This is a genomic window from Mesorhizobium sp. UC74_2 (assembly GCF_042701485.1).
Taxonomy (GTDB): domain Bacteria; phylum Pseudomonadota; class Alphaproteobacteria; order Rhizobiales; family Rhizobiaceae; genus Mesorhizobium.
Map to the genome: position 1 here is coordinate 500,987 of NZ_CP170562.1, position 25,604 is coordinate 526,590.

Annotated in this window: 27 protein-coding genes; 23 read left to right on the top strand and 4 right to left on the bottom strand. The window is 62.5% G+C overall.

The annotated features are described in order from the left end of the window. The first annotated feature begins 30 nt into the window (after positions 1–30). The 9 genes from ACFJIU_RS02450 (at position 31) to ACFJIU_RS02490 (ending at position 8,520) form a co-directional block, all read left to right on the top strand. Positions 31–1,464, top strand: a complete 1,434-nt coding sequence (locus ACFJIU_RS02450; protein WP_379067168.1) for an NAD-dependent succinate-semialdehyde dehydrogenase — start codon at positions 31–33, stop codon at positions 1,462–1,464. Positions 1,465–1,479: 15 nt separating this feature from the next. Continuing rightward, positions 1,480–2,439, top strand: a complete 960-nt coding sequence (locus ACFJIU_RS02455; RefSeq protein ID WP_379067170.1) for a dihydrodipicolinate synthase family protein — start codon at positions 1,480–1,482, stop codon at positions 2,437–2,439. A 23-nt stretch (positions 2,440–2,462) separates the two neighbouring features. After that, positions 2,463–3,008 carry a 3-hydroxyanthranilate 3,4-dioxygenase gene (locus tag ACFJIU_RS02460; RefSeq protein WP_379067172.1) on the top strand — a complete coding sequence of 182 codons (546 nt, stop codon included), beginning with the start codon at positions 2,463–2,465 and terminating at the stop codon, positions 3,006–3,008. Between the two features lie 104 nt (positions 3,009–3,112). Beyond that, a complete protein-coding gene (locus tag ACFJIU_RS02465) occupies positions 3,113–4,264 on the top strand; it encodes an ABC transporter substrate-binding protein (RefSeq protein WP_379072931.1) in 1,152 nt (383 codons plus the stop codon). 81 nt (positions 4,265–4,345) lie between these two features. After that, entirely contained in the window at positions 4,346–5,260 is a 915-nt protein-coding gene (locus ACFJIU_RS02470) for a branched-chain amino acid ABC transporter permease (RefSeq protein ID WP_379067174.1), read from the top strand. 12 nt (positions 5,261–5,272) lie between these two features. Beyond that, the gene (locus ACFJIU_RS02475) at positions 5,273–6,259 is read left to right on the top strand and encodes a branched-chain amino acid ABC transporter permease (RefSeq protein ID WP_379067176.1); all 987 of its coding nucleotides are present in this window, start codon (positions 5,273–5,275) and stop codon (positions 6,257–6,259) included. Then, positions 6,259–7,017, top strand: coding sequence for an ABC transporter ATP-binding protein (locus ACFJIU_RS02480; RefSeq protein ID WP_379067178.1), 759 nt, complete (start codon positions 6,259–6,261; stop codon positions 7,015–7,017). Before ACFJIU_RS02475 ends, ACFJIU_RS02480 begins: the two co-directional genes overlap by 1 nt. Next, positions 7,011–7,712 (top strand): ABC transporter ATP-binding protein, encoded by a 702-nt coding sequence (locus tag ACFJIU_RS02485; protein ID WP_379067180.1) that lies wholly within the window; start codon positions 7,011–7,013, stop codon positions 7,710–7,712. Before ACFJIU_RS02480 ends, ACFJIU_RS02485 begins: the two co-directional genes overlap by 7 nt. Then, complete coding sequence (locus ACFJIU_RS02490; RefSeq protein WP_379067182.1) at positions 7,699–8,520, top strand: aspartate dehydrogenase; 822 nt, start codon at positions 7,699–7,701, stop codon at positions 8,518–8,520. Before ACFJIU_RS02485 ends, ACFJIU_RS02490 begins: the two co-directional genes overlap by 14 nt. 117 nt (positions 8,521–8,637) lie before the next feature. Here the strand turns inward: ACFJIU_RS02490 and ACFJIU_RS02495 are convergent, their stop codons facing one another. Beyond that, positions 8,638–9,564 carry a cation diffusion facilitator family transporter gene (locus ACFJIU_RS02495; protein ID WP_379067184.1) on the bottom strand — a complete coding sequence of 309 codons (927 nt, stop codon included), beginning with the start codon at positions 9,562–9,564 and terminating at the stop codon, positions 8,638–8,640. 42 nt (positions 9,565–9,606) lie between these two features. Continuing rightward, positions 9,607–10,518: a LysR substrate-binding domain-containing protein gene (locus ACFJIU_RS02500; protein WP_379067186.1), complete on the bottom strand. Its 912-nt coding sequence runs from the start codon at positions 10,516–10,518 to the stop codon at positions 9,607–9,609. A 103-nt stretch (positions 10,519–10,621) separates the two neighbouring features. Here ACFJIU_RS02500 and ACFJIU_RS02505 point away from each other — a divergent pair, with 103 nt between their 5' ends. The 4 genes from ACFJIU_RS02505 to ACFJIU_RS02520 are packed head-to-tail and all read left to right on the top strand — an operon-like array spanning position 10,622 to position 14,345. Beyond that, positions 10,622–12,016, top strand: coding sequence for a M20 family metallopeptidase (locus tag ACFJIU_RS02505; protein WP_379067188.1), 1,395 nt, complete (start codon positions 10,622–10,624; stop codon positions 12,014–12,016). Between the two features lie 26 nt (positions 12,017–12,042). Beyond that, a complete protein-coding gene (locus tag ACFJIU_RS02510; RefSeq protein WP_379067190.1) occupies positions 12,043–12,876 on the top strand; it encodes a transporter substrate-binding domain-containing protein in 834 nt (277 codons plus the stop codon). A 6-nt stretch (positions 12,877–12,882) separates the two neighbouring features. Continuing rightward, entirely contained in the window at positions 12,883–13,593 is a 711-nt protein-coding gene (locus ACFJIU_RS02515) for an ABC transporter permease (RefSeq protein ID WP_379067192.1), read from the top strand. A 2-nt stretch (positions 13,594–13,595) separates the two neighbouring features. Further along, a complete protein-coding gene (locus ACFJIU_RS02520) occupies positions 13,596–14,345 on the top strand; it encodes an ABC transporter permease (protein WP_379067194.1) in 750 nt (249 codons plus the stop codon). 19 nt (positions 14,346–14,364) lie between these two features. On the opposite strand, the gene ACFJIU_RS02525 is transcribed toward ACFJIU_RS02520, so the two are convergent. Beyond that, entirely contained in the window at positions 14,365–14,985 is a 621-nt protein-coding gene (locus tag ACFJIU_RS02525; protein WP_379067196.1) for a flavin reductase family protein, read from the bottom strand. Between the two features lie 5 nt (positions 14,986–14,990). After that, positions 14,991–15,392 carry a RidA family protein gene (locus tag ACFJIU_RS02530; protein WP_379067198.1) on the bottom strand — a complete coding sequence of 134 codons (402 nt, stop codon included), beginning with the start codon at positions 15,390–15,392 and terminating at the stop codon, positions 14,991–14,993. Positions 15,393–15,619: 227 nt separating this feature from the next. Here ACFJIU_RS02530 and ACFJIU_RS02535 point away from each other — a divergent pair, with 227 nt between their 5' ends. The 10 genes from ACFJIU_RS02535 (at position 15,620) to ACFJIU_RS02580 (ending at position 25,604) form a co-directional block, all read left to right on the top strand. Next, positions 15,620–16,165, top strand: a complete 546-nt coding sequence (locus tag ACFJIU_RS02535) for a MarR family winged helix-turn-helix transcriptional regulator (protein WP_379067200.1) — start codon at positions 15,620–15,622, stop codon at positions 16,163–16,165. Positions 16,166–16,337: 172 nt separating this feature from the next. Continuing rightward, the gene (locus tag ACFJIU_RS02540; RefSeq protein ID WP_379067202.1) at positions 16,338–17,783 is read left to right on the top strand and encodes an NAD-dependent succinate-semialdehyde dehydrogenase; all 1,446 of its coding nucleotides are present in this window, start codon (positions 16,338–16,340) and stop codon (positions 17,781–17,783) included. Positions 17,784–17,849: 66 nt separating this feature from the next. Then, a complete protein-coding gene (locus ACFJIU_RS02545; protein WP_379067204.1) occupies positions 17,850–18,887 on the top strand; it encodes an ABC transporter substrate-binding protein in 1,038 nt (345 codons plus the stop codon). Between the two features lie 298 nt (positions 18,888–19,185). Next, complete coding sequence (locus ACFJIU_RS02550; RefSeq protein WP_379067206.1) at positions 19,186–20,247, top strand: ABC transporter ATP-binding protein; 1,062 nt, start codon at positions 19,186–19,188, stop codon at positions 20,245–20,247. Next, on the top strand, positions 20,244–21,149 hold the full coding sequence (locus ACFJIU_RS02555; RefSeq protein ID WP_379067208.1) for an ABC transporter permease: 906 nt from the start codon (positions 20,244–20,246) through the stop codon (positions 21,147–21,149). Before ACFJIU_RS02550 ends, ACFJIU_RS02555 begins: the two co-directional genes overlap by 4 nt. Next, entirely contained in the window at positions 21,149–21,964 is an 816-nt protein-coding gene (locus ACFJIU_RS02560; RefSeq protein WP_379067210.1) for an ABC transporter permease, read from the top strand. The genes ACFJIU_RS02555 and ACFJIU_RS02560 overlap by 1 nt, the downstream gene beginning before the upstream one ends. Beyond that, entirely contained in the window at positions 21,961–22,905 is a 945-nt protein-coding gene (locus tag ACFJIU_RS02565) for a hydroxymethylglutaryl-CoA lyase (RefSeq protein ID WP_379067212.1), read from the top strand. Before ACFJIU_RS02560 ends, ACFJIU_RS02565 begins: the two co-directional genes overlap by 4 nt. A gap of 10 nt (positions 22,906–22,915) precedes the next feature. After that, positions 22,916–23,650 carry an enoyl-CoA hydratase/isomerase family protein gene (locus tag ACFJIU_RS02570; protein ID WP_379067214.1) on the top strand — a complete coding sequence of 245 codons (735 nt, stop codon included), beginning with the start codon at positions 22,916–22,918 and terminating at the stop codon, positions 23,648–23,650. Beyond that, on the top strand, positions 23,647–24,834 hold the full coding sequence (locus ACFJIU_RS02575; RefSeq protein WP_379067216.1) for a CaiB/BaiF CoA transferase family protein: 1,188 nt from the start codon (positions 23,647–23,649) through the stop codon (positions 24,832–24,834). The genes ACFJIU_RS02570 and ACFJIU_RS02575 overlap by 4 nt, the downstream gene beginning before the upstream one ends. Further along, positions 24,834–25,604, top strand: a complete 771-nt coding sequence (locus ACFJIU_RS02580) for an enoyl-CoA hydratase/isomerase family protein (RefSeq protein WP_379067218.1) — start codon at positions 24,834–24,836, stop codon at positions 25,602–25,604. The genes ACFJIU_RS02575 and ACFJIU_RS02580 overlap by 1 nt, the downstream gene beginning before the upstream one ends.

The window sequence follows — 25,604 nt, forward strand, 5'->3', positions numbered from 1 at the left end:
TTCATGCCAGTACGGAGCTGAGACGCCTCTATGTCGAACTACCCCGATCTTCAGCTCTATATCGGAGGCGCATGGCGCAAGACGGCGGATACGCTGCCGGTCATCAATCCTGCCGATGAAACCGTGATCGGCGCGGTGCCGGTGGCGTCGACAAGCGACCTCGACGCGGCACTCGAGGCGGCCGAGCGCGGCTTTGCTGTCTGGCGCAAAACATCGCCCGCGCGCCGCGCCGAGATCATCCGCAAGACCGCCTCGCTGCTGCGCGAGCGCATCGATGAAATCGCCCTCGACATCACCCGCGAGCACGGCAAGCCGTTCCAGCAGGCGCGCCTCGAAGTCATCCGCGGCGCGGAGTTCTTCGAGTGGGATGCCGGCGAAGCGCAGCGCACCTATGGACGGGTCATCCCCAGCGAGCCAGGCATCCGCTACGTCGTGCATCACCAGCCGATCGGCACGGTGGCTGCCTTCTCGCCCTGGAATTTTCCGCTCAGCCAGCCGGCCCGCAAGATCGCCGGCGCGCTCGCCGCCGGCTGCTCCATCATCATCAAGGCTTCGGAAGAGACACCGGCAGGTTGCCTGCACATCGCCCGCGCTTTCCACGACGCCGGTCTTCCGGCCGGCGTGCTCAACCTCGTCTTCGGCGTTCCAGCGCAGATCTCCGAATACCTCATTCCGCACGAGCAGGTGCGTCTGATTGCTTTCACCGGCTCAACCGCCGTCGGAAAGCGGCTGACCGGCCTTGCCGCGCAATATGTGAAGCCCGCTCTGATGGAACTCGGCGGCCATGCCCCGGTCATCGTCTGTGACGACGCTGATCCGGTGAAAGCAGGTATTGCCTCTGCCATCCGCAAGGTGCGCAATGCCGGCCAGGTCTGCACGTCGCCAACGCGCTTCTTCGTTCATGAGAAACTCTACAGGCCGTTCACCGACGCGTTCGTCGAGCGTGCTCGCCAGGTGAAGACCGGCAATGGTCTCGACGAGGGGACGGAAATGGGCCCCGTGGCGAACCACCGCCGGGTCGAAGCCCTGGAGGCGCTGGTGGCCGATGCGGTGTCGAAAGGCGCGAAGCTGCTGACTGGCGGGGAGCGTCCGGCCAATCGCGGCTACTTCTATCCGCCGACCGTCCTTGCGGACGTACCGGCCAATGCCCGGGTGATGCGCGAGGAACCATTCGGACCGCTCGCGGTGATCAATCCGGTGCCGTCGCTGGAAAACGCGATCGAGCAGGCGAATGGCGTGCCCTTTGGACTTGCCGCCTACGCTTTCACCAACTCGGCTGCCAATGTCGACCAGATCACCGATGATCTGGAAGCCGGCAACGTCTCCATCAACACGCTCGAGGCCTCGGTCGCCGAAACGCCGTTCGGCGGCGTCAAGGAGAGCGGTTTCGGGCGCGAGGGCGGGGCGGAAGGCATCATGCATTACATGGTGGTGAAAACTGTCTCGCACCGCATGGCGGTCTAAGGGATCAACGAGCCGATGAAATACGACAAGAAGACCGCCAAGGCCCATTCACGGGCGACGATGAAAGGCATCTGGGCCGCGGCGCTGATGCCGTTCAAGGATGACCTGTCGATCGACGAAAGCGGTTTTCGCCGCAATGTCGATCACTGGATCGACGACCTGAAGATCGATGGCTTCTTCATCGCCGGCAAGCAGGGCGAATTCTTCTCGATGTCACTGGAGGAGCGCAAGCGCAGCTTCGAACTGGCGGTCGATGCCTGTGCCGGCCGCGCCCAGACCATCATGTCCTGTTCGGACCAGAACATGGATGTGGTGATCGAACTGGCGAAACACGCGCAGAAAGTTGGCGCCGACTACATCGTCGTGCATGCGCCGGTGCTGCATTTCTTCAAGGCGCAGGACGAAACGCTGCTCAACTACTACCGTACCATCGCCGACAAGGTGGATATCGGCATCGCGCTGTGGAGTCATCCCGACAGCGGCTATCTGATGAGCCCGCAGCTGTGCAGCCAGCTGGCCGACATCGAGAACGTCGTCGCCATCAAGTACAGCGTGCCCCGCCCGATGTACAAGGATCTGACCCGCCTTGCAGGCGACAGGATACTGGTCAGCACCGCTTCCGAGGAAGAGTGGCTGGACAACATCGTCGAACTCGGCTGGCAGCTCTATCTCTGCTCCTCACCGCCCTATCTCATCCAGACCAAACACGACACGCGGATGCGTCAGTACACCGACCTTGCCTTCGGCGGCGAGATCGAGAAGGCGCGTGCGGTGCGTGACAGCCTGGATCCGGTCCGCGCTGCGCTCAAGAACACGCGGCCGGCGGAGAAGCCGCATTCGCATCAGAAATACTGGCAGGACCTGCTCGGGCAGACCGGCGGGCGGGTTCGGCCGCCGCTGCTCGAACTCACCGAGGAAGAGAAACGCGCAACCCGCGCCGCTTTCGAAGCATGCGGTTTGAAGACCACCAACTGACTGGACACTACTGGGAGGAAACCATGACCAGACGCCTGTCTGCTTTCAACTTCTCGAAATGGATCGACGAGCACGCCCATCTTCTCAAGCCTCCGGTCGGCAACCAGCAGATATGGGAGGATGCCGACCTGATGGTGACGGTCGTCGGCGGCCCGAACAAGCGCACCGACTATCATGACGACCCGGTCGAAGAATTCTTCTACCAGCTCAAGGGCGACATGATGCTCAAGGTCGTCGACAACGGCAATTTCTACGACGTGCCGATCCGCGAAGGCGAAATCTTCCTGCTGCCGCCGCATGTGCGCCACTCGCCGCAGCGTCCCCAGGAAGGATCGATCGGTCTCGTCGTCGAGCCGAAGCGCAATGACGGCCTTCTCGATGCCTTTGAATGGTACTGCTTCGAGTGCAACGCGCTGGTCAAGCGGGTCGAGGTTTCGCTCAAGAGCATCGTGCGCGATCTGCCGCCCATTTACCAGGCTTTCTATGCCGACGAGAAGGCGCGCACCTGTCCGAACTGCGGATCGATGCATCCCGGCAAGACACCGCCGGAAGGCTGGGTGAAGCTCTGACGGGGATGAAGCATGAGGACCTATTCACATGCGAGTAGGTCCTGTCTAACCTGCCGGCCAAGAAAAACGCCGAGACGGCGACAAACGGAGGAGAACCAATGCTTATGCGAAAGACACTGCTTGCCGCCTCGGCGCTGATCGCTACGACATTCGGCGCACTGGCAGAGGATCCGGTCAAGATCGGCATGATCACGACGCTGTCAGGCCCTGCCGGCTATCTCGGCCAGGACGTGCGCGACGGCTTCAAGCTCGCCATGGAAGACAACAAGCTGGGCGGTGTCCCGGTCGAATTGCTGGTCGAGGATGACGGCCTGAAGCCGGGGCAGGGCAAGCAGATCGCGGAGCGCTTCCTGAGCGAAAGCGGCGTCAAGCTTTTCACCGGCATCGTCTTCTCCAACGTCGCCGGCGCGACCGTGCCCGACATCGTCGATGGCGGCGCCTTCTACATCAGCCCCAATGCGGGTCCGTCCAATCTTGCCGGCAAGGGCTGCAACGAAAACTACTTCGTCGTCTCATGGCAGAACGACAGCCTGCATGAGAGCGCCGGCCAGCTCGCCACCAATCTCGGCTACAAGAAAGCGTTCATCCTGGCGCCCAACTACCAGGCCGGCAAGGATGCGCTCGCCGGCTTCAAACGCTTCTTCAAGGGCGAGATCGCCGGTGAGGTGTATACCCGCCTCGACCAGACCGATTTTGCCGCCGAGCTCGCGCAGATCCGCGCGGCGAAGCCGGATGTCGTCTTCCAGTTCCATCCGGGCGGCCTCGGCATCACCTTCCTCCGCCAGTATGAGCAGGCCGGTCTCGGCAAGGAAATCCCGATGGTGCTTGCAGAGCCGTCAATGGACGGCGTGACGCTGGCAGCCGTTGGCGAGGCCGCCGTTGGCGTCAACGTCTCGGCGCACTGGAACACGGACTTCGACAATCCCGCCAACAAGAAGTTCATGGAAGCCTGGAACAAGGCCTACAACCGTCCGGCCACCTATTATTCAAGCCAAGGCTACGACACAGGCCAGCTGATCGCCTCGGCGCTGAAGGCTTCCGGCGGCAAGCTGGACGATTCCTTCCGCGATGCCCTGCGCAAGGCCGATTTCCAGTCGGTGCGCGGCAAGTTCGCTTTCGGCCCGAACCAGCATCCTATCCAGGACTGGTACGCGCTGAAGGTCGAGAAGGGGGCAGACGGCAAGCCGGTCATCAAGACCGTCGGAGAGGTGTTCAAGGATCACGGCGACGCCTATTCGGCCGACTGCAAGATGTAGCCGCATCATTGCCGAAGTGAGAGGGGAGGCGGCCATGCGCCGTCTCTCCATGCTTTCCTGTTTGCCTGAAGTGACCGCGCAATGACGCTCTTCCTCGAACAATTGCTGAACGGCGTGCAGTTCGGCGTGATGCTGTTCCTGATGGCCGCAGGCCTGACCCTGATCTTCGGCATCATGGGCGTCATCAACCTGGCGCATGGCTCCATCTACATGATCGGTGCCTATGCAGGCACGTTCGTGGCGGCGGAGACCGGTTCGTTCTGGCTGGGCATTCCGGCTGCGCTTGCCGCTGCTGCGCTTGCCGGCGTGGCGATCGAATTCCTGGTCGTGCGCCGGCTTTACGGGCGCGATCATCTCGACCAGGTGCTTGCCACTTTCGGCCTCATCCTGATCTTCAACCAGGCGGTCACCATGCTGTTCGGCCGCCAGCCGCTGTTCGTGCAGATGCCGTCCATTCTGGATGGATCGGTCGAGCTGCTGCCGGGCCTGTCCTACCCGATCTATCGCCTCGCCATCATTCTGGTCGGGTTGCTGGTTGCGTTCGGCCTCTATCTGCTGATCAACCGCACGCGCATCGGCATGCTGGTGCGCGCGGGCTCCACCAACCGTGAGATGGTGCGGGCGCTCGGCGTCGACGTGCGGCTGCTCTACACGCTGGTGTTCGGCCTCGGCGCCTTGCTTGCCGGGCTCGCCGGCTTCATGGCCGGGCCGATCCTGGCCGTGCAGATCGGCATGGGCGAACAGATCCTGATCACCACCTTCGTGGTCGTGGTGATCGGCGGTGTCGGCTCGATCCGCGGCGCCTTCTTCGCCAGCCTGATCCTCGGCATCGTCGACACCGGCCTGCGTGCCTATCTGCCGGGGCTGCTCAGGCAGGTGATGGTCGGCCCGGAAGCCGATGCCCTGGGCGCCGGCATTTCCTCCATGGGCATCTATCTGCTGATGGCCATCGTCCTGTTGATCCGGCCCAAGGGCCTGTTCATCCGCAATTCCTGATTGGGCTTGATTGTGAACAGCGAAACTTCCTTCAAGCGCCCGGTACTGCTCGCAGCCGTACTGATCTTGCTGATCGCCCTGCCGCTGATCGCGGACGCGACCGGTTATTCGGCAATGACTTCGCTTGCGACGCGCATCCTGATCTATGGCATCGCAGCAGCCAGCCTCAATCTGGTGCTCGGCTACGGCGGGCTGGTCAGCTTCGGTCATGCTGCCTTCTTCGGTATCGGCGGCTATGTCGTCGGCATCCTCTACCAGCACTATTCACTGGAAGAGCCTCTGTTCGGCTTCATTCCCGGCACCAACCAGATGCTGATCACGCTGCCGGCGGCAATCCTGGTCTCCGGTCTTGCTGCTGCTGCAATCGGTGCGCTGTCGCTGCGCACCGGCGGCGTGCAGTTCATCATGATCACGCTGGCCTTCGCGCAGATGCTCTTCTTCCTGTTCGTGTCGCTGAAGACCTACGGCGGTGATGACGGCCTGATCATTCGCCGGACTAACGAACTGCCGGGTCTGAACATGCGCGACAAGCAGACGGTCTATTATGTCTGCCTGTTCATCACGGTGGCCTTCTTTGCGCTGCTATGGCGCATCGTGAACTCGCGCTTCGGCAATGTGCTGGTCGGCCTTCGGCAAAGCGAGAAACGCATGGCGGCGATCGGCCTGCCGGCCTACCGCTACAGGCTGATGGCGTTCGTTGTTTCCGGCATGGGCTGCGGACTTGCCGGTGCGCTGATGGCCAACTTCCTGCGTTTTGCCAGCCCGGACATGATGCACTGGACCAAGTCGGGCGAACTGATGGTCATGGTCATCCTTGGCGGAGTCGGTACCTTGTTCGGCCCATTGATCGGCGCCGCCGTCTTCATCGTCCTGGAAACCTCTCTGGCCTCGTGGACGGAAAACTGGCAGCTGGCCCTCGGCTTCATCCTGCTGTTCGTGGTGCTCTATACGCATGGCGGTGTGCAGGCACTCGTGCTGCGCCTGACAGGGAAACGCTGATGACCCAGCCGATCCTCAATGTGCGCGGGCTGGTGAAGCGCTTCGGCGGATTGCTTGCGACCGATCATGTCGACCTGACGGTCCAGCCGGGCGAAATCCATGCGTTGATCGGACCGAACGGCGCCGGCAAGACGACGCTGATTTCCCAGCTGATGGGTGAGCTGAGGCCCAATGAGGGGACCGTCGAGCTGGCCGGACAGTCGCTGGATGCCTTGCCCACCGCACAGCGCGTCGGCCTGGGCTTGGCCCGCACGTTCCAGATCACCTGCCTGCTGCCCGACTACACGGTGATCGACAATGTCGCGCTGGCGGTGCAGGTGCGGCAGGGACATTCCTTCCGTTTCTGGAAGAATGTTCGCGCCGATCATTCGCTGCGGGATGAGGCTGCCACCTTTCTGTCCGGCACCGGCCTGGAGCCGCGCGCGAATGAGCTGGTCGCCAATCTTTCGCATGGCGAGCAGAAGCAGCTGGAACTTGCCGTGGCGCTGGCGACGCAGCCCCGTCTCCTGCTGCTCGACGAGCCGATGGCGGGTCTCGGCCACGCCGAAAGCCAGCAGATGATCGAAACCCTGCGTGGCCTGAAGAACCAGGTCTCGATGCTGCTCGTCGAGCATGACATGGACGCCGTTTTCGCGCTCGCGGACCGGATATCGGTTCTGGTCTATGGGCGCGTCATCGCCAGCGGCAGCGTCGATGAAATCCGGCAGAATGCGGAAGTGCGCACGGCCTATCTGGGAGAGGGGGACGAGTTGTGCTGAAGGTCGCAAAGCTGCAGTCGGCCTATGGGCCGAGCCAGGTCCTGTTCGACGTGGCTTTGGAGATCGGCGACGGCGAGGTCGTCACGCTGCTCGGCCGCAACGGCATGGGCAAGACCACGACCGTGAAGTCCATCATGGGGCTGTTGAAGCCGCTTTCCGGAGAACTGCATTTCAGTGGGCAAAACGTGCTGGGCGCCGCACCGGAACGCGTGGCGCGGCTTGGTGTCGGGCTGGTGCCGGAAGGGCGCCACACTTTCCCGACGCTGACCGTTCGCGAGAACCTCGTCGCAACGGCGGCCAATCGGCTCGCGCGCAAGAACCCGTGGACGCTGGAGCGCATCTACGCGCTGTTTCCTCGCCTGCGCGAACGGGCCGGTCAGTCTGCGGGCACCCTGTCAGGCGGCGAGCAGCAGATGCTGGTGGTCGGCCGTGCGCTGATGACCAACCCGAAGCTGCTCATTCTCGACGAGGCGACAGAGGGGCTGGCGCCGGTGATCCGGGCCGAGATCTGGAGTTGCATCGAAGCCTTGAAGGCGGAAGGGCAATCGATCCTGCTGATCGACAAGAACCTGCACGTCCTCAAGCGGCTGGCCGATCGCCACTACATTCTCGAAAAAGGCCGCACGGTCTGGTCCGGCAACAGCTCGGACCTGACGCGCGATGCCGAACTGGTGCACGGTTATGTCGGGCTCTGACCGGCAACGCCTCAACCTGTGCTTTGTCGGCTGGGGTGCGATCGCCCGGCGCGTCGGCGAGCTGCTTGCCGAGCGTCATCCGCAAGGTATCACCATCGTCGCGGTGGCCGTGCGCGATCATCATCGTCGTCGTGACGATCTCCCTGCTGGCGTCCAGCTCATCTCAGAACCCGCCGAACTGGCCGGGCTTGATCTCGATATGGTGATCGAGGCCGCTGGCCGTGACGCTGTCGCGGTCTGGGGAGAGGCGGCCTTGCGCCGCGCCGCCAGTTTCATCGTCTCCTCGACCAGCGCGTTCTGCGACAATGCATTGCTGGAGCGGCTCGTCTCGGTGGCAAAGGAGACGGGCAGCCGCATCGTTGTTCCCTCGGGTGCCCTGGGCGATCTCGGTGCGCTGGCTGCCGCCAGCGTCCTGCCGCTGCAGGAGGTTGTCCATAGCATTGTGAAGCCGCCGCGTGCCTGGCGCGGGACGCCGGCGGAAACCATGCTCGACCTGGACACGCTTGCGGTCGCTTCGTCGTTCTTTGACGGCAGCGCACGCGAGGCCGCCGCCCGCTTTCCTCAGAATGCCAATGTCGCGGTGATTTCGGCGCTGTCGGGCATCGGCCTCGACAGGACGAGGGTGGTGCTGGTGGCCGATCCGGCAGCACGCCGCAACACACATCGGGTCGAGGCTCAGGGCGACTTTGGCAGGCTCGATCTGATGCTCGAAAACGAGCCGCTGGCCACCAATCCGAAATCCTCGGAAATGACCGCGCTCAGTCTGGTGCGCCTTGTCGAAAACGCTGTCGCGCCGCTGGTGCGCTAGACTAGAGCGTTTCCATTTTTACGGAAACGCGGATACTCTCCAACTCTTTGTTATTACGCAATTCCGGGCGGAAGACCGTTACACGCCTTTCCTGGAATTGCTCTAGCGGCACCCGTTCTAGTTGGCCCATTCCGGATCGGTGGTGAAGGCGATGGTGAGCCAGCGGTCCGGCCCTTCGTCACCGAGGGCCTCACCGACCTCATCGCGAATGAGATCCCATTCCTGCAGTCTTTTCGCTGGCCAATCCGAGGGCACGATGAAGAACAGTTCGATCTGTCTGCCACGGCCAACCCTGGCGACGTAGGCACGATAGTCCAGGAAGCCATGACGCTTGACGGTTTCCTCGGCGACATGATCGACATGCCGCTTGAGGTCTGCCGGGGTAACCAGAAGGATGTCCGCCAGCGCCTGCTTGATCGTGCCAAGGGGGATCGGGATGATGATCACGCAGACCACGGCGAGCACGACCGGATCGACATAGGGCGATGTCCATTCCAGGCTGGTGCCTTGCACCAGGTAACCGAAGACGAAGGCGAGGAACAACGCTGCCGTCAGGGAGGCCGACATGACCCACGCCTTGGCATCGAGCGCGACAAAATCCGACTGGATGGTCCGGTTCGCTCGGTGGCCGTAGATCGCCATACCGATTGTCACGGCAAGGGTCACCACCGCATAGATGATGGCCTGATCGAAATTCAGTTCGCGTCCACCCGACATGATGCTGCCGATGGCGTTGATCAAGGCATAGACGGCCGCACCGGAGAGCATGATGCCGTTGAGGCCGAGCACCATCGGCTCGAGATGCCAGAAACCCATGGTGAAGTGTTTCACCAGTTTGCTCTTGGCCGATCCGACCGCGGTCGAAGAAGCGATCAGATTGGCAACGAGCAGGGCAACGATGGTCATGGTCGCATCGGTCAGCGCATAGACGCCGTCGAAGACGATAGCGAAGGAGCCCGACAAAAGGCCGAACACGATGCCGATCACGGCAAGCACGAAGGTGACGATGATCGAGATCCGGAGAACGCCCTGTTCCGTGTGCATCCTCGCGTCCTCTTCGTATGGCCCATCCAGAATATCAGTTTCTTATGCGGCAGATTTGATCCCTTCGTCCAGCAGCCAGCTTCGCAGCATGGCCACTTCCGGCCGCGCCAGGCTGGCTTCCGGAGTCATCATCACATAGGGCTGGCGGATCGGCAGTGAGATGCCGAAGGCGTCGATGAGACGCCCGCTTTCCAGCTCCTGCTCGACCATGAAATCCGGCACAAGAGCGAAGCCTGCGCCGGCGCTGCAGGCCTCGATCGCCAGATGCACCAGATTGAAGGATAGTGTCGAGCGCAATTCGAGATGGCCGAATCCGGTGGCGGCAAACCAGGCTTCCCATCCTTCGTCGTGCCAGCCCGGTTCGGCAAAATCCACCTTGATCAATGGCCGCGACAGCAGGTCGGCGGGCGTTGGCGCCGGCGGCAGGGTCGCGACGAGACCGGGAGAGGCGACGACGACCAATCGTCCGCCGATCAGCGTGTCCTGCCGGACGCCGGGGATGGTGCCGCGGCCGTGGTAGATCGCGAGATCAGGATCGCGTTCATTGGCATTCCAGCGGTGTGGCAGGGCCTGCACGGCGATCTGGATATCGGGATGCAGTGCGCGAAACCTTCCAATGCGCGGCGCCAGCCATTTCGAGGCGAGAGAGAACTGGCAGCGTACGGTCACGCTGCTCGTCCCGCCTGGCGCGCGGGCCGCGACCGCGGCGGACGTGATCTGGTCGAAGATCGCGCCGAGACGGGTCGCAAAGACGCGTCCCGTCTCGGTGAGCCGAACGCCATTCGCGCGTCGTTCGAACAGTGGATCGCCGACCCAGTCCTCCAGCTGCTTCATCTGATGGCTGATGGCGCCCGGCGTGACGCCGAGCTCTCCACCCGCGCGGGCAAAGCTCAAATGGCGCGCCGCGGCCTCGAACGCACGCAGCGCGGGCAGCGGTGGCAGATGTCGTGACATGGCTCAGGCTTAATCCTGTTGAGGCTAACCGAGAAAACTTTTGGTTTGCTCGCATATTCTTTGGCGTGACATCGTTCTGTCAAGAATTCGAATGAGCAGGATTATGTCTCGGAATCAAACCATCGCCCTTGCCACGTCATTTGCCTCCGACGGCCGTTTCCTGTCCGACCTGCAGCGTCGCGTTGCCATCGCCACGGAAAGCCAGAAGCCCGAGCGGCGTCTTGAATGCTATCGCTATCTAGATGAAATCAACGCCGATTTCGGACAGCTCGGTTTTACCGGCGAAGTGGTCGAAAATCCCGACCCTGCCGGCGGCCCACTGCTGATTGCGCGGCGCATCGAATCCGATGAGTTGCCGACACTTCTCGTCTACGGTCATGGCGACGTGGTCGCGGGCATGGAAGGCTCCTGGTCGAATGGTCGCGACCCCTGGCAAGTGAAGGTCGAGGGCGAGCGCATCTACGGCCGTGGAACAGCGGACAACAAGGGTCAGCATACCATCGTCATGCTCGCGCTGGAGGCGGTTCTGGCAACGCGCGGCGCTCTCGGTTTCAACACGGTCGCCTTGATCGAGACATCTGAGGAGACGGGTTCGGCGGGACTTCGCGAAATCTGCGCAGTGCATCGCTCCAAACTGCGGGCCGATTGGCTCATTGCATCCGATGGTCCACGCCTTGCGCAGCATCGTCCGACGCTCGACGGCGGAACGCGTGGAACCGCCGATTTCGATCTGGTCTGCGACCTGCGGCCGGGTGCGCATCACTCCGGCAATTGGGGTGGCCTGATCGCCAATCCGGCGGTGATCCTCGCCAATGCGATCGCGGCGCTTGTTTCCGCAAACGGCCGCATCAATGTCCGCGGCATCCTGCCCAGCGAAATCCCGCAGAGTGTGCGGACCGCGCTCGCCAGGATCGAGCTTGAGACTGAAGAGAATGGCCCCGAGCTCAATCCGTGGTGGGGCGAGCCCGGCTTGACGCCGTCCGAGCGGGTTTTTGGCTGGACTGCGCTTGAAGTCCTGGCAATGACGTCGGGGAGGCCTGAGCAGCCGATCAATGCGATCCCGCCGCATGCCCGCGCCCGCATGCAGATCCGCTATACGGTCGATGTCGATCCCGCGGCCTTCTTCCCGGCCATTCGCGCTTTCCTGGATGAAAACGGCTTCCACAATGTGACCATCGAGCCTATGGCGCAGGAATCGGAATGGGGTGCGACTCGCCTCGATCCGGAACATCCGCTGATGCGCTGGGCCGCGGCCTCGGTCGAAAAGACGACCGGGATCGAGCCGACCATCCTGCCGAATGCCGGCGGTTCGCTGCCGAACGACTGTTTCGCCGACATCCTCGGCATGCCGACGATCTGGGTGCCGCATTCCTATTCGGGGTGCTCGCAGCACGCGCCGGATGAGCACCTGCTGCAGCCTCTTGTCGAAGAAGGGCTCGCCATCATGGCCGGACTGTTCTGGGACCTTGGAGCCGAGGGACGACCCGAGCGTCTCTGATCAACGAAAAATAGGGGAGGAATTCAATGATAGGGAAGACAGTCAGGGGCCTGTTGTCGGTTCTCGCGCTCGGCGTAATGCTGTGCGGACCCGCGATCGCGCAAGGTCAGGCGGAAGTGCGCATCGGCACCGATGGCGGTTACCTGCCATGGACGTCGACGACGCCATCGGGCGAACTGACCGGTTTCGAGATCGACCTTGCCAAGCAGGTCTGCGACCGCATGAAGCGCAGCTGCCGTTTCACTGCCCAGCCGTGGGAAGGACAGATCCCGGCGCTCGAACAGGGCAAGTACGACATCCTCGTTGGTGGGATCGCCATCACGCCGGAGCGGCAGAAGCGGCTGGCTTTCACGCAGAGCTACGCCAACCTGCCGATCAATTTTGCCGCGGCGAAAACGTCCGGCCTGAACGGCAAGGTGAGCTGGCAGGAATTGAAGGCCGCCCTTGCCGGCAAGACCATCGGCGTGCAGTCCGGCACTCAAAGCCAGAAGTTCGTGGACAACGAGCTGAAGGGGGAGGTGACGGTTCGGCTCTACGACAACCAGGACAGCCTCAACCTCGATCTACTGGCCGGCAGGATCGATGCTGCCGTCGCAGGACGCTCTCCCTGGATCGCCTTGACGCGGACGCAGCACGGCGAACCGATCGAGATCCTGTCCCCGGATATCGACTTCGAGCAATTCAACTATCTCGGTGTCGGTGTGGGCGGGTTGATGCGCAAGGATGAGGAGGATCTGCGCAAGGCATGGGATGCAGCCTTGTGCGATCTGAAGGCGTCGGGCGAATTGAAGAAGATCTCGGAGAAGTGGTTCGGCTTCGACGTTTCGACGAAGCCGGACACCAAGCTGTGCGGAGCCTGATCCTTTATGGGCTCGAGCGGTTCCGTCATTGACCTGTTCGCCTGGGGCGGGGACGGCTGGACCAGGCCGCTGCTGATCGGCCTCGGTGTGACGATGGCATGTGCATGCATCGGCTACGTCCTGGGCGTGATCCTCGGGCTTGCCGTGGCATTTGCGAAGCTGAGCCACAGCAGGTGGCTTGCCGCGGTGGCGACGCTCTACACGACGCTGTTGCGTGGCGTGCCGCCATTGCTGGTGATTTTCCTGCTTTTCTTTGGCACGAATGGCGCGCTGATGTGGGTGGCGCGCGGTTTCGGTTATGCCGGCTACATCGAGGTGGACGCCTTCACCGTCGGTGTGATGGCTGTGGCGTTCGTTTCGGCAGCCTACAGTTCGGAAGTGTTTCGCGGCGCGCATGCCGCGATCCCGATCGGGCAGTTCGAGGCCTATACGGCGCTAGGCCTGCGCCCTCTCGCGGGGCTCTGGACCGTTGTCATCCCGCAGATGTTGCGGCTGGCGCTGCCGGGTCTCGGTAACGTCTGGATCATGGCGATCAAGGAGACGACATTGCTGTCGGTGATTTCGCTCGCCGAACTGATGCGGGTTGTCGGCGTCGCGGGACGTACCACTGGTCAGCCCTTCATCTTCTATGGCGTGGCGGCGCTCGTCTATCTCGTGCTGGTGGCGATTTCTTCTCGTGCATTCCATGTCCTCGAAACCAGAATGCGCTGGGCCTGACCATGGATATCGAAACCGCTCTCCATGTGGCAGGTGAACTTGCAGGCGCGATCTGGGTCACCCTGGCGCTTGCCGCCGTGACCCTTCCGCTGGGCTTGATCTTTGCCGGTCTTGCCACCTGGGCAAGGCGCTCGAGCTATCGCTCTCTCAGAGGCGTTGCGTCGGCCTATGTCCTGGCATTCCGCTCCATCCCGCTGCTCGTGCAGATCTTCGTTCTCTATTATGGCCTCAGCCAGTTCGCCTGGCTGCGTGCCAGCCCGGTTTGGATCGTGCTCAAGGATCCGTTTGCCTGTGCGGTGATCGCGATGAGCGTCTGCGCCGGCGCCTACACGGCGGAAGTGATGCGTGGTGGGCTTGCTGCCGTGCCTCAGGGCGCGATCGAAGCGGCCCGGGCCCTTGGCCTTTCGAGGTTCAAGACCTTCCTGCTGGTGACCATGCCGATCGCGATACGGCGCGCGCTTCCGGCCTACAGCAACGAGATCGTCGTCACGCTGAAGTCGACCTCGCTTGCCTGCACGATCACCGTGATGGAACTGACCGGGGTCGCCAAGGATTTGATGAGCCAGACCTTCGCCGTCATCGAGGTGTTCTGCATGGTGGCGCTGATTTACCTGATCATCAACATGATGCTGATCTTCCTTCTGCGCATGGTCGAGCGATGGTTGACGCCGCCTTATCAACGCAAGCCGATGTTCGCGGGCCGGGCAAGGGCAAAACGCCCATTGGCAGAGGCAATGTCGCAGAAGGGGTGATGCGAGGAGCGCCTGGGACTCAGGACCGGGTACTCTCGTCCGTCCAGCGTGGCCGGCGCATCTGGAACGTTTCGCTTGTCGACAGGTAATCCATGTAGCCGAGCCGGGCGACATTGCCGGCTTTCTTCTGGTCAAAGAGCCCGTCGGTCAGCATGGCGTCGTCGATGTGGATGCCGACGACTTCGCCCATGACCACGAAGACCCCGGCCCAGCGACCGTCGAGGCCCTTGGGTTCGATGATCTCGGTCAAGCGGCATTCGAGCACGGCGGGAGCGCCGGCAACGTGTGGTGCGGCGATGAGCCTCGAATTTGCTGCTTCCAGCCCGGCATAGCCAAACTCGCTGATCCCGCGTGGCGCATCGACGGAGGTCGCGTTCATCTGGCGGGCGAATTTCTCACCAACCAGATTGACGGCGAACTCGCCTGTTTCCCGGGCGAAGACGACGCTGTCTTTCTCCGCGTCGGCAGAGAACCAGACGAGATAAGGATCGACCGAGAGCGCGTTGAAGAAGGAGTAGGGCGCAAGGTTGGTGGCACCCGATGTGCTGCAGGTTGAAATCCAGCCGATCGGCCGCGGCGACACGATCGCCTTGAACGGGTCGTGAGGCAGGCCGTGGCCATCGGATGGACGGTAGAACATCAACGTCAGTCCTGTCGTGCCGCGACAAGATCCGCTTCGACTTTCCAGGCCGGGTTGGCGAGGCCTGTCACCACAACGGCTGTCGTCGCGGTCTGGACACCGGCAAAGAAGCGGTTGCGGATGCCGGCATAGGTGATGATGTCCTCGGCCGACATGCAATAGGCGTTGAACTTGACGATATCGGCAAAGGTCATGCCTGCGGAAGCGAGGATGGCATGGATGTTTTCCATCATCTGCTCGGTCTGCTCCTCCAGGCTTTCCGGGACGGTACCGTCCGGCCGCACGCCAACCTGGCCAGCGACATAGAGATGGCGGCTGGCAGCAGGCACCTCGACAGCATGCGCATAGAGGTTGCGGGCAGGCGGCGCGATGGTCGCCGGATTGTGCAATTTGTTGCTGTTGGTCATTTCATCCTCCCTTGAATGTCTGCAATTCGGCGTGTCGCGCGGCAAAGCCCGAAATATTCCAGGCGATAGACTGGTTGCCGGAATGAACTGTATAGTTCACTTTGTCAACCAAATCATGTTGCGCGTAACATGACAAAGGAGTGGATTTCCGATGACGTTTCGGGTTGAGGTGAAATCGCGCTTCCCGTTTTGGCGAATGCGGAAGGGCGCCTGCAGGGGACGAGGGAATGAGTGGACCGGACAGCGGCGTCGATGATGCCGAGAACATGGCGCATCTGATCGAAGCGCATGACGCGCGCGATCTGTTTTCCTTCCAGCTGCAGCGCCTCGCATCGCTTTCGAGCCGCATCGCTTTCCTGTCGATCAGCCCTCGCTACAGGCTGACAGTCCGGGAATGGCGTGCGCTTGCCGTGCTCGATTATCTCAAGGAAGCGCCGCTGCAGCTCCTGGCCAACCACAGCGGTCTTTTAAAAAGCCAGATGAGCCGTGTCGTGTCCGGCCTCGTCGATCGGGGCCTGATCAGCCGCTCGGAAAATCCCGAGGATGGCCGCAGCATCCTGTTGCGCCTCACCGGAGAGGGCAGGGAAATCGTGGCGAAGATCCTCGCCGATTCCGAACATCGCAACGAGATGATGCTGTCGAACCTCTCGTTGGAAGAGCGGTCGCAGCTTCAGAAGTCGATGCAGGCCGTCTTCAAGAGTTCGATCACCTATTATGATCAGCTTCGCCGCGAGGTCGTTGCCGCCGGCGGCGATCTCGGCGAGGAAGAGTAGTCTCGGTCGCAGACCGCGGCGACGCTTCGCCAAGTCTCCAGACAAATCACCGGCTTGATCGCAGCCTCGAAAAATTTGCGGCGGGGTTGAGATATTTTCACTCAATATAGTTGACGATGTGAACTACATAGTTTACGAAATCAACTAAATTGAGATTGAGGAATACGACCGGATGGAACTGGCAAAGCTGTTCATTGATGGCGTGTGGTGCGAGGGCAGTGGCGGGCGCTCCGGCAAGGTGATCGACCCGGCAACCGGCGAGGCTTTTGCCTCGGTGACGCATGCCACCCAGGCCGACCTCGACCGGGCGCTGTCCGCAGCCCGGCGCGCCTTCCTCGAATGGCGGCTGGTTTCGCCTTATGAACGTTCGAAGCTGTTGCGCAAGGCGGCGAACCTGTTGCGTGAGCGTGCGCCGGACATTGCTGCGCTGATGACGCGCGAGCAGGGCAAGCCGCTGGCCGAGGCGCTCGGCGAGACGATCGGCTCAGCCGACCACATCGACTGGTATGCCGAAGAGGGACGCCGTGCCTATGGCCGGCTTATTCCAGCGCGTGCGCCCGGTGTGCGCCAGATCGTGGTCAAGGAGCCGGTTGGTCCTGTCGCCGGTTTCTCGCCGTGGAATTTTCCTGTCAGCCAGGCGGTGCGCAAGATTGCCGGTGCTCTCGCCGCTGGCTGCACCATCATCATCAAATGTCCGGAAGAGACGCCGTTCTCCGCGATCGAACTGATTCGCTGCTTTGAGGATGCGGGCGTTCCGGCCGGTGCCGTCAACCTCGTCTTCGGGGTGCCGGCGGAGATCTCGGAATATCTCATTCCTGCCCCGCAGATCCGCAAGATCTCGTTCACCGGATCCATTCCGGTCGGCAAGCACCTTGGTCAACTGGCTGCTGCCCATGTCAAGCGCGCGACGCTTGAGCTCGGCGGGCACTCGCCTTTCATCGTCTGCGAGGACGCCGATCCCGAGGAGGCGGTCAGGCTCGGCCTGTTCCTGAAGTATCGCAACGCCGGGCAGGTCTGCGCCGCACCGTCCCGCTATTATGTGCACGAGCGGCATTACAAACGGTTTGTCGATGCCTTCGTCGCCGGTTCGGAAAGCCTCAAGGTCGGCCCGGGTACTGAAACGGGCGTGCAGATGGGGCCGCTGGCCAATTCCCGTCGCCTTGATGCCATGCAGGCCTTCGTCGCGGATGCCGAGAGCCGCGGCGCCAAGGTTCTTGCTGGCGGCAAGCGCATCGGCAACCAGGGCAATTTCTTCGCGCCGACAGTGCTTGTCGACACGCCCGATGATGCGCGGCTGATGGTCGATGAGCCGTTCGGCCCGCTGGCGCCAATCGCACCCTTCTCCAGCCTGGATGATGCGATCGCACGTTCGAACAGCCTTCCCTACGGTCTTGCCGCCTTCGCCTTCACCCGCTCGGAGCGCACCTCGACGCTGCTCGGCGAACAGCTGGAGTCCGGCATGGTCTCGATCAATCACTTCGGCATTGCCGCACCCGAGACGCCGTTCGGCGGCGTCAAGGAGAGTGGCTATGGCAGCGAAGGCGGGACTGAGGGCCTCGAAGCCTTCTTCCAGACGAAGTTCATCAGTGAACTGGGGCTCAAGGACGCGGCGGCCTGAGCTTCAAACAGAAAGACGTGACCGCCGATCAACGTCAATTGTGTGTCATCAATGGGAGAGATGAAGATGCACAAGTCTGTCAAACACGGACTTATCACAGCAGCGGCCTGGGCCGTATTGTCGACCACGGCCATGGCCGCGGATACGCTGACGCTCGCCGGCCTCGGCGGCAAGGTTCAGGAGGACCTGACCGCAACACTTTTCAAGCCGTCGGCGGAAAAGATCGGCGCCGAACTTCGCACGGAATCGCATGACGGCATCGCCGCCGTGCGTGTCCAGGTACAGTCCGGCGCACCGGGCTGGGATGTCGCGCATCTCGGCGCGGAGGACTGCGCCATTGGCGCAGCCGAAGGCCTGTTCGAACCGATCGATTATTCGGTCGTCAATGGTGACGGCATTCCGGAAGGCGTACGGGCCAAGAACTGGATCGCCACGAACACCTATTCCGTCGTTCTCGCCTGGCGCACCGACAAATATGGCGACAACCCGCCGAAGGACTGGAAGGACTTCTGGGATGTCGAGAAGTTCCCTGGTCGCCGCGCGCTCAGCGTCTATCCGCAGGAGATGATGGAGATCGCGCTGCTCGGTGACGGCGTCGAACGCGACAAGGTCTATCCGCTCGACACCAAGCGTTCACTGGCTGCCATTGCCAAGATCAAGCCCAGCGTCTCGGTCTGGTGGACTTCGGGTGCGCAGTCGGCGCAACTTCTCAAGGACGGCGAAGTCGACATGGAAGCCATCTGGGGCAGCCGCATCGCCGGCGTCATCGCCGACGGCGCGCCGGTCAAATTCACCTATCAGGACGGTGTCATCGGCTTTGGCTGTGTCGCGATCCTGAAAGGTTCGAAGAACGTAGCGGCCGCACAGAAATTTGTCGCCAACATCGTCTCGCCTGAGATCCAGGCGCGCATCCCGACGATGATGGGCTATTACGGCCCATCGAACAAGAAAGCCTTCGAGGCAAAGCAGTTTTCCGCCGACGTGCTCGAACAGTCGAACGCCTCGCCGGAAAACGCGGCAAAACAGGTCACCATGCAGCCGATCTGGTGGTCTGAGAACATCCAGGACGTCCAGGAAGATTTCAAGAACCTGATCGTCCAGTAGCCCCCGCATTCCTGGACTTCGGAAGGTGGATCGTGGCGTCCACCTTCCACCCAGATCTCGACGTTGCACCGTGTGCCGCGCGCCTGTCCCGGCTCGCAGACTGGTACAGCGATCTCTGACACGTCTTTGTACCGGTGGATTGTGAATGATGTTGCCAACGCCCTTTGTGGAGAAAACCGGTCAAACGCCGAGCCTCGCCGAAGTGCTCGACGCGTCCTGTCGTCGGTCGCAAGATGCGTCCTGGCTGCATTCACGCTTGAGTGCATAGCCAATGCCGACCGTTTACAAGGAGGCCGCGATGCCCGGCAGGGTCGAAATCCGAAACATCAAAAAAGCCTATGGCAGCTTTCTCGCGCTCGATGACGTGTCGCTAGATATTGCACCGGGCGAGTTTCTGACCCTGCTCGGACCGTCGGGATCCGGCAAGACGACGCTGCTTAACGTGCTTGCCGGCTTTGTGCGTCCGGATTCCGGCTCGATCACCATAGACGATGCCGAATTCCTGATGTTGCCGCCGCATAAGCGCAATCTCGGCATGGTATTCCAGAATTACGCGCTGTTCCCCCACATGAGCGTGCGCCGCAATGTCGGCTATCCGCTGCGCCTGCGCGGCGTATCCGGCGCCGAACTCGACCGCCGGGTCGAGGAAGCGCTTGGGCTGGTCCAGATGGCGCATCTTGCCGACCGTGGCGTCAACGCGCTTTCGGGCGGTCAACGACAGCGCGTTGCGCTGGCGCGCGCCATCGTCTTCGAACCGTCGATCCTGCTGATGGACGAGCCGCTTTCAGCGCTCGACAAGAAGCTGCGCGAGCATATGCAGCTCGAGCTGAAGCGGCTGCACGACCGGCTGGGAACGACCACCGTCTATGTCACGCATGACCAGCGCGAGGCATTGACGCTTTCGGATCGCATCGCCGTCGTGAACGGCGGGAAGATCGTGCAGCTCGGAACGCCTGACGAGATCTATGATCGGCCGAAGAACAAATTCGTTGCGGATTTCATCGGCGAGACCCGGTTCCTGCCGGTCGAGACGGGAGCCACCGGCGCGCTCCTTTATGGCCGTCCGCTCAGGACGCGCGACGACTGGAAGGGCAGCGACAAGCCGTGGCTCGTCATCCGCCCGGAGCGGCTGCGCTGGAAGGGTGACGAAACCGAAACCGCGAACCGGATCGAGGCGGAGGCGACCGACGTCATCTACCAGGGTGACAGCTATCTGATCACGGTGCGCATGCCCGATGGCATCGAACTCGATCTGCGCCGTGGTCCGGATCTCGGCGGCAAGGACCTGCCGGAACGCGGGCAGCCGATCCAGCTGTGGCTCGATCGGGAACACACGATCCTGGTGGCGGACAAGTCATGACGATGGTGCTCAATCACCCGGACATCGCGGATGCCGACCACAACGCCGATGTCCTGAAGCGCCAGGGCAGCCGCGAACGACGGGCGCTCGCTTCATTGACGCTGCCGGGCGCGATCCTGATCTTCCTTGTCCTGATCCTGCCGATCGGCTGGCTGTTCTGGCTTTCCTTCTTCGGACCCTCCGGCGAGCCGACGCTGGAAAACTACACGCGCATGCTGAAACCGATCTACGTGCGTACCTTTATCTCGACTTTCGAGGTGGCGGGCCTGGTGACGCTGGTCTGCGTGCTTCTCGGCTACCCCGTCGCCTATCTGCTGTCGCAGCTTTCCGAGCGCACAGCCGGGCTGCTGATGATCTTCGTGGTGCTGCCGTTCTGGACTTCGGTTCTGGTGCGTACCTATGCCTGGCTCGTGCTTCTGCAGCGTACCGGACTGGTCAACACGTGGCTGATCGACGCTGGTCTGATCTCCGCGCCGCTGCCGCTGGTCCACAACATGCTCGGCACCGTGATCGGCATGGTGCATGTTATGCTGCCGTTCCTGATCCTGCCGCTCTACGCCTCGATGCGGGCCATCGACCCTGTCTACATGCGCGCAGCCGCCAATTGCGGTGCCACGCCGTCACAGGCTTTCCGCCAGGTATTCCTGCCGATGTCGCTGCCCGGGCTCGCAGCCGGCGTGGCCCTTGTCTTCGTGCTCTGCCTTGGCTTCTTCGTCACGCCGGCATTGCTTGGCGGCGGCCGCGTCGCGATGTGGGCGATGCAGATCGCCAACAACATTTCCGTCTATGGCAACTGGGGTGCGGCGAGTGCGCTCGGCGTCGTGCTCCTCGTGGTCACCGCCTTCATCCTCTACGTCTTCAAGCGGCTCTTCAGGGTCAACAGTTTTGAGGGCGTACGCTGATGCTGAACCGTCCCGCGACCGAAACCCAGATCACGCATTTCCAGAGGCTCTGGCTATATATGCTGGTAGCGCTGGTCTTCGCTTTCCTGATCATTCCCTGCCTTATCGTCATCCCGATGTCGTTCTCGGGCAGCAAATATCTGGAGTTCCCGCCCAGGAGCTGGAGCCTGCAGTGGTACGGGGCCTATCTGGGATCGCCCGAATGGCGCGCTGCAACTTTCGTTTCGCTGCGCGCGGCACTGCTGACAACGGTCTTTGCAACTACTTTCGGCACACTTGCCGCGTACGGTATCTCGCGGGCGTATGGTGCGGCCTCTTCCGTGGCCCGCGGCGTGTTCATGCTGCCGATGCTGGTTCCGCTGATCCTCGTCGCCATCGGCTGCTTCTTCGTCTACGCCAAGATCGGCCTGAACGGCACGACGACCGGCTTGGTGATGGCGCACACCGTGCTGGCATTGCCCTTCGTTGTCATCGCGGTGCTGAGTGGTTTGGCCAGCTATGACATGAACCAGGAGCGAGTAGCGCAAAGCCTCGGTGCCTCCCGTCCCTGGGCCTTCCTCACCGTTACGCTGCCGCAGATCCGTCTGTCGGTAATGTCGGGAGCGCTTTTCGCCTTCGTCACCTCCTTCGACGAGGTGGTGATCGCATTGTTCATCTCTGGTGGGGAGAACGCGACACTGACCCGGCTGATGTTCGCCAACATCCGCGACCAGATCGACCCCACCGTCGCGGCGATCTCCTCGCTGCTGATCGGGCTCTCGATCATCCTGCTTGTCGGCTCGCAATTGCTGCGTGGCCGGGAGGATCGCAAATGACCGCCGACGTCGTCATCTGCGAATGCTTCGCGCGCGACGGGCTGCAGCACGAACCGGCCTTTGTCGCGACCGCCGACAAGATCGCGCTGATCGACGCGTTCACTGAGGCGGGCTTCCCGCGCATCGAAGCGACCAGCTATTCGCATCCCGGCAAGGTGCCGGCGTTTGGCGATGCTGGCGACCTACTTGCCGGCATCACGCGACGCTCTGGCGTCTTCTACAAGGCAACGGCGCCGAACCTGACCGGTGTCGAGCGGGCGGTGGCCGATCTTGCTGCCGGGCACGGCGCCAACGAGGTGAGCCTGCTTGCCTCCGCCACCGAAGCCCATACGCAGCGCAACCTCGGCACATCGCGCGAAGGCCAATGGAGGCGCATCGCCGAGATGGTCGAGGCAGCAGGTGACCGGTTCCGGCTCGTCGGCGTCATCTCGGTCGCGCTTGGCTGTCCGTTCGAGGGAGAGGTTCCGCCGGAGCGTGTCGTCGAGGATGTGCTGCGCTTCGCTAGGCATGGCGTCGGGATCGTGACGATCGGCGACACCACCGGGCTCGGCACGCCGACCAAGGTCGCGCAACTCTTCCGTCTGTTGGGTGAGGCCGCCCCGGCCGTGACCTGCGTCGGTCATTTTCACGACACGCGCGGCATCGGTATCGCCAACTGCGCTGCGGCCTACGAAGCCGGCTGCCGCTATTTCGATTCATCTTTCGGTGGCGTCGGCGGCCATCCGACGAAGATCCGCTACGGCTCGGGTCGAGCGGGCAATGTGGCCACTGAAGACCTGGTCAATCTGTTCGAGATGGAAGGGATCTCGACCGGGCTCGATCTCGACAGGGTGATGGTTGCCTCGCGCCTCTGCGAGCAGGTGCTCGGGCGCCAGCTCGACAGCAAGGTGGCGCGAGCCGGATTCGCGACATCGTTTGCCGAGGCCCGTGAGAATGCTTGAAAGGACCACCATGCCAGAATGCGTTGTTGTCGAGGATCGGGATGCCGTGCGGATCATCCGCATGAACCGGCCCGACAAGCTCAATGCCCTCAATACGGAGCTGACTCAAGGGTTGCTCGATGCATTGAACGCGGCAGATGGTGACGACACGATCCGTGCGGTCGTCCTTGCCGGTGAAGGCAAGGGGTTCTGCGCCGGCGCCGATCTCTCCGAATTCAAGGACCTGACGCCGGACCAGCAGCATCGCGTGCTAACCCGTGCCGACCTGACCTGCCGGCTCCAATCCAGGTTACAGGAGATGAAGAAGCCTGTCGTCTCGGCGGTGCAAGGGGCTGCGGTGGGCGGAGGCGCCGGCCTGGCCATCGGCTGCGACATGATGGTGGCCGGGGCCGACCTCAAATTCGGCTATCCCGAACTCAAGCACGATATCGTGCCGGCTCTCGTCATGACCGGACTGCAGCGGCAGCTCGGACGCAAGGCCGCCTTCGAGATGGTGAGCCTTGGACGGCTGATCGGGGCCGACGAAGCGCAGGCGCTCGGCCTCGCCAACCGCGTTGTCGCGGTGGATGCCGTGATCGACACCGCGCTCGAGATCGCGAACCAGTGGGCAAAGGCAAATCCGATGGCGATGGCCGCCGCCAAGGCGCTGTTCTATCGCGTCGCCGATCTACCTTTCGACGCCGCCATGGCCGCTGGACGCGACGTCAACGCGCTGATGCGCGGCTTCCGGAGGACGGACAAGTGAAACCGCTCGACGGCATCCGCATCCTGGATTTCAGCCGCGTGCTCGCGGGGCCAATGGCAACGCAGATCCTGGCGGAACTTGGCGCCGAGGTGATCAAGATCGAGCGGCCGGGCAGCGGAGACGAGACACGTTCGTTCGAGCCGCGCGTGGCCAGCGGTGACAGCGGCTATTTCTTCGCTTTCAACCGGGGCAAGAAATCGGTGACGCTCAATCTCAAGTCCCCACATGCTCAGTCGATCGCGCGTTCGCTCGCGTTGAAGGCGGATGTCGTCGTGGAGAATTTCCTGCCGGGAGAAATGGCACGCTTCGGACTCGGCTATGAACAACTTTCAGCCGACAACCCCAAGCTCGTCTACGTCTCTTGCACCGGCTTCGGCCAGACCGGTCCCTACAGCGAGCGCAACGGCTATGACACCATCTTCCAGGCCCTTTCGGGCGTCATGGCATTGACGGGCCATCCGGATGGAGCGCCTGCGAAAGTTGGCGTGCCTTTTGCAGATCTCTCTTCCGGCCTGTGGATTGCCATCTCCGTCCTGGCAGGCGTTGCAGGGCGCGCGCGGTCTGGTCGGGGCACTCATGTCGACCTGTCTATGCTCGATGTGCAGGTGTCTATGCTGACCATCGCCGCCGCACGCTGGTTCCTGCTCGGCGAGGACCCCAGGCGTACCGGCACCGAACATCCTGGCCGGGTTCCTTCTGCGGCTTTCGAATGCGCGGATGGACGCTGGCTGCATATCTCGGGCTCCGACCAGCATTGGAAGGCGATCTGCTCGGTGCTTGGCCTCGACGAACTCGCGGCGGACCCGGTACTGGATCGCAATTCCGAGCGCGTCGTCCAGCGCGAGCGGGTCATGGCCGCGATGACGGTGGCGATCGCCGGACGTGGTCGCGACGATCTCGCCGAAGCGCTGCGTGCCGCCAATGTGCCGGCAGGTGAAGTCAACAGCGTTGCCGAGATCCTGGCAGACGCCCATGTCGGTGCTCGCGGCATGGTCGCCGCATTCGAACACCCCAAGGCCGGCAAGGTTGGTGCGCTGCGCACGCCGGTCAGGCTGTCCGGCTACGACGAGATTTCGATTGGCGTGCCGCCGGTTCTCGGTGCCGACACGGAAGATGTGCTCGCCGAGATGCTTGGCCTGCAGGCCGAGGAAATAGACAGATTGCGTGGCGAAGGAGTGATCTGATGTCGGGACCGGTCAAGGTCAAGCGCGAAGGAGCAATCGCCCGCGTCGTTCTTTCGCGATCCGAGGCGCGAAACGCCCTCAACCTGCCGATGTGCCTTGGCTTGACCGAGGCTTTCAGGGCAATCGACCGCGATCACGATATCCGCGTCATCCTCGTCGAGGGGGAAGGGCCGGTGTTCTGTGCCGGCGCCGATCTCAAGGAACGCAAGGGGCGTGACGCGGCCTGGATCCGGCAGCGCCGGCTTGCATCCTTCGAAGCCTATTCGATGATCGAGCGCTGCACCCGGCCGGTGATCGCGCTTGTGCAGGGACCAACAGTCGGTTCGGGCGGCGAGATCGCCATGAGCTGCGATTTCATCGTCGCGGCGATCGATGCGAGCTTCCGTTTTCCGGAGGCGCATTGGGGCACGGTCGGCGCCACGCAGCGGCTGCAGCGCGTCGTCGGCGTGTCACGCGCCAAGGAACTGCTCTACACCGGACGTGAGATGCCAGCCCAGGAAGCTTATGCGCTCGGCATGGTGGCCCGACTGACAGAGCCATCGAAGCTAGCGGAAGAGGGCACGACGATCGCGCTCAAGATCGCCGAAGCGCCGCCGCTTTCGATCGCGCTGACCAAGCAGTCCGTCGATCTCGGTTCGCGGACGGATCTCGATTCAGGCATCCGCATTGAACTCGCCGCAATCGAACGCGTGCTTGCAGACAATGGCTGGAAGAACGGCGTCGACCGCTTCCTGCAGAATGTCGGCAACGGCAGCGTCGACGCTGGCTGA

What these genes read in the sequence shown, in the direction of transcription:
- ACFJIU_RS02480 (WP_379067178.1), top strand. Translation starts at nt 6,259, where the DNA reads ATGACCCAGCCGATCCTCAATGTGCGCGGGCTGGTGAAGCGCTTCGGC.
- ACFJIU_RS02520 (WP_379067194.1), top strand. Translation starts at nt 13,596, where the DNA reads ATGGATATCGAAACCGCTCTCCATGTGGCAGGTGAACTTGCAGGCGCG.
- ACFJIU_RS02450 (WP_379067168.1), top strand. Translation starts at nt 31, where the DNA reads ATGTCGAACTACCCCGATCTTCAGCTCTATATCGGAGGCGCATGGCGC.
- ACFJIU_RS02490 (WP_379067182.1), top strand. Translation starts at nt 7,699, where the DNA reads ATGTCGGGCTCTGACCGGCAACGCCTCAACCTGTGCTTTGTCGGCTGG.
- ACFJIU_RS02510 (WP_379067190.1), top strand. Translation starts at nt 12,043, where the DNA reads ATGATAGGGAAGACAGTCAGGGGCCTGTTGTCGGTTCTCGCGCTCGGC.
- ACFJIU_RS02580 (WP_379067218.1), top strand. Translation starts at nt 24,834, where the DNA reads ATGTCGGGACCGGTCAAGGTCAAGCGCGAAGGAGCAATCGCCCGCGTC.
- ACFJIU_RS02460 (WP_379067172.1), top strand. Translation starts at nt 2,463, where the DNA reads ATGACCAGACGCCTGTCTGCTTTCAACTTCTCGAAATGGATCGACGAG.
- ACFJIU_RS02500 (WP_379067186.1), bottom strand. Translation starts at nt 10,518, where the DNA reads ATGTCACGACATCTGCCACCGCTGCCCGCGCTGCGTGCGTTCGAGGCC.
- ACFJIU_RS02465 (WP_379072931.1), top strand. Translation starts at nt 3,113, where the DNA reads ATGCGAAAGACACTGCTTGCCGCCTCGGCGCTGATCGCTACGACATTC.
- ACFJIU_RS02565 (WP_379067212.1), top strand. Translation starts at nt 21,961, where the DNA reads ATGACCGCCGACGTCGTCATCTGCGAATGCTTCGCGCGCGACGGGCTG.
- ACFJIU_RS02505 (WP_379067188.1), top strand. Translation starts at nt 10,622, where the DNA reads ATGTCTCGGAATCAAACCATCGCCCTTGCCACGTCATTTGCCTCCGAC.
- ACFJIU_RS02550 (WP_379067206.1), top strand. Translation starts at nt 19,186, where the DNA reads ATGCCCGGCAGGGTCGAAATCCGAAACATCAAAAAAGCCTATGGCAGC.
- ACFJIU_RS02540 (WP_379067202.1), top strand. Translation starts at nt 16,338, where the DNA reads ATGGAACTGGCAAAGCTGTTCATTGATGGCGTGTGGTGCGAGGGCAGT.
- ACFJIU_RS02470 (WP_379067174.1), top strand. Translation starts at nt 4,346, where the DNA reads ATGACGCTCTTCCTCGAACAATTGCTGAACGGCGTGCAGTTCGGCGTG.
- ACFJIU_RS02560 (WP_379067210.1), top strand. Translation starts at nt 21,149, where the DNA reads ATGCTGAACCGTCCCGCGACCGAAACCCAGATCACGCATTTCCAGAGG.
- ACFJIU_RS02545 (WP_379067204.1), top strand. Translation starts at nt 17,850, where the DNA reads ATGCACAAGTCTGTCAAACACGGACTTATCACAGCAGCGGCCTGGGCC.
- ACFJIU_RS02570 (WP_379067214.1), top strand. Translation starts at nt 22,916, where the DNA reads ATGCCAGAATGCGTTGTTGTCGAGGATCGGGATGCCGTGCGGATCATC.
- ACFJIU_RS02555 (WP_379067208.1), top strand. Translation starts at nt 20,244, where the DNA reads ATGACGATGGTGCTCAATCACCCGGACATCGCGGATGCCGACCACAAC.
- ACFJIU_RS02525 (WP_379067196.1), bottom strand. Translation starts at nt 14,985, where the DNA reads ATGTTCTACCGTCCATCCGATGGCCACGGCCTGCCTCACGACCCGTTC.
- ACFJIU_RS02535 (WP_379067200.1), top strand. Translation starts at nt 15,620, where the DNA reads ATGAGTGGACCGGACAGCGGCGTCGATGATGCCGAGAACATGGCGCAT.
- ACFJIU_RS02455 (WP_379067170.1), top strand. Translation starts at nt 1,480, where the DNA reads ATGAAATACGACAAGAAGACCGCCAAGGCCCATTCACGGGCGACGATG.
- ACFJIU_RS02530 (WP_379067198.1), bottom strand. Translation starts at nt 15,392, where the DNA reads ATGACCAACAGCAACAAATTGCACAATCCGGCGACCATCGCGCCGCCT.
- ACFJIU_RS02495 (WP_379067184.1), bottom strand. Translation starts at nt 9,564, where the DNA reads ATGCACACGGAACAGGGCGTTCTCCGGATCTCGATCATCGTCACCTTC.
- ACFJIU_RS02515 (WP_379067192.1), top strand. Translation starts at nt 12,883, where the DNA reads ATGGGCTCGAGCGGTTCCGTCATTGACCTGTTCGCCTGGGGCGGGGAC.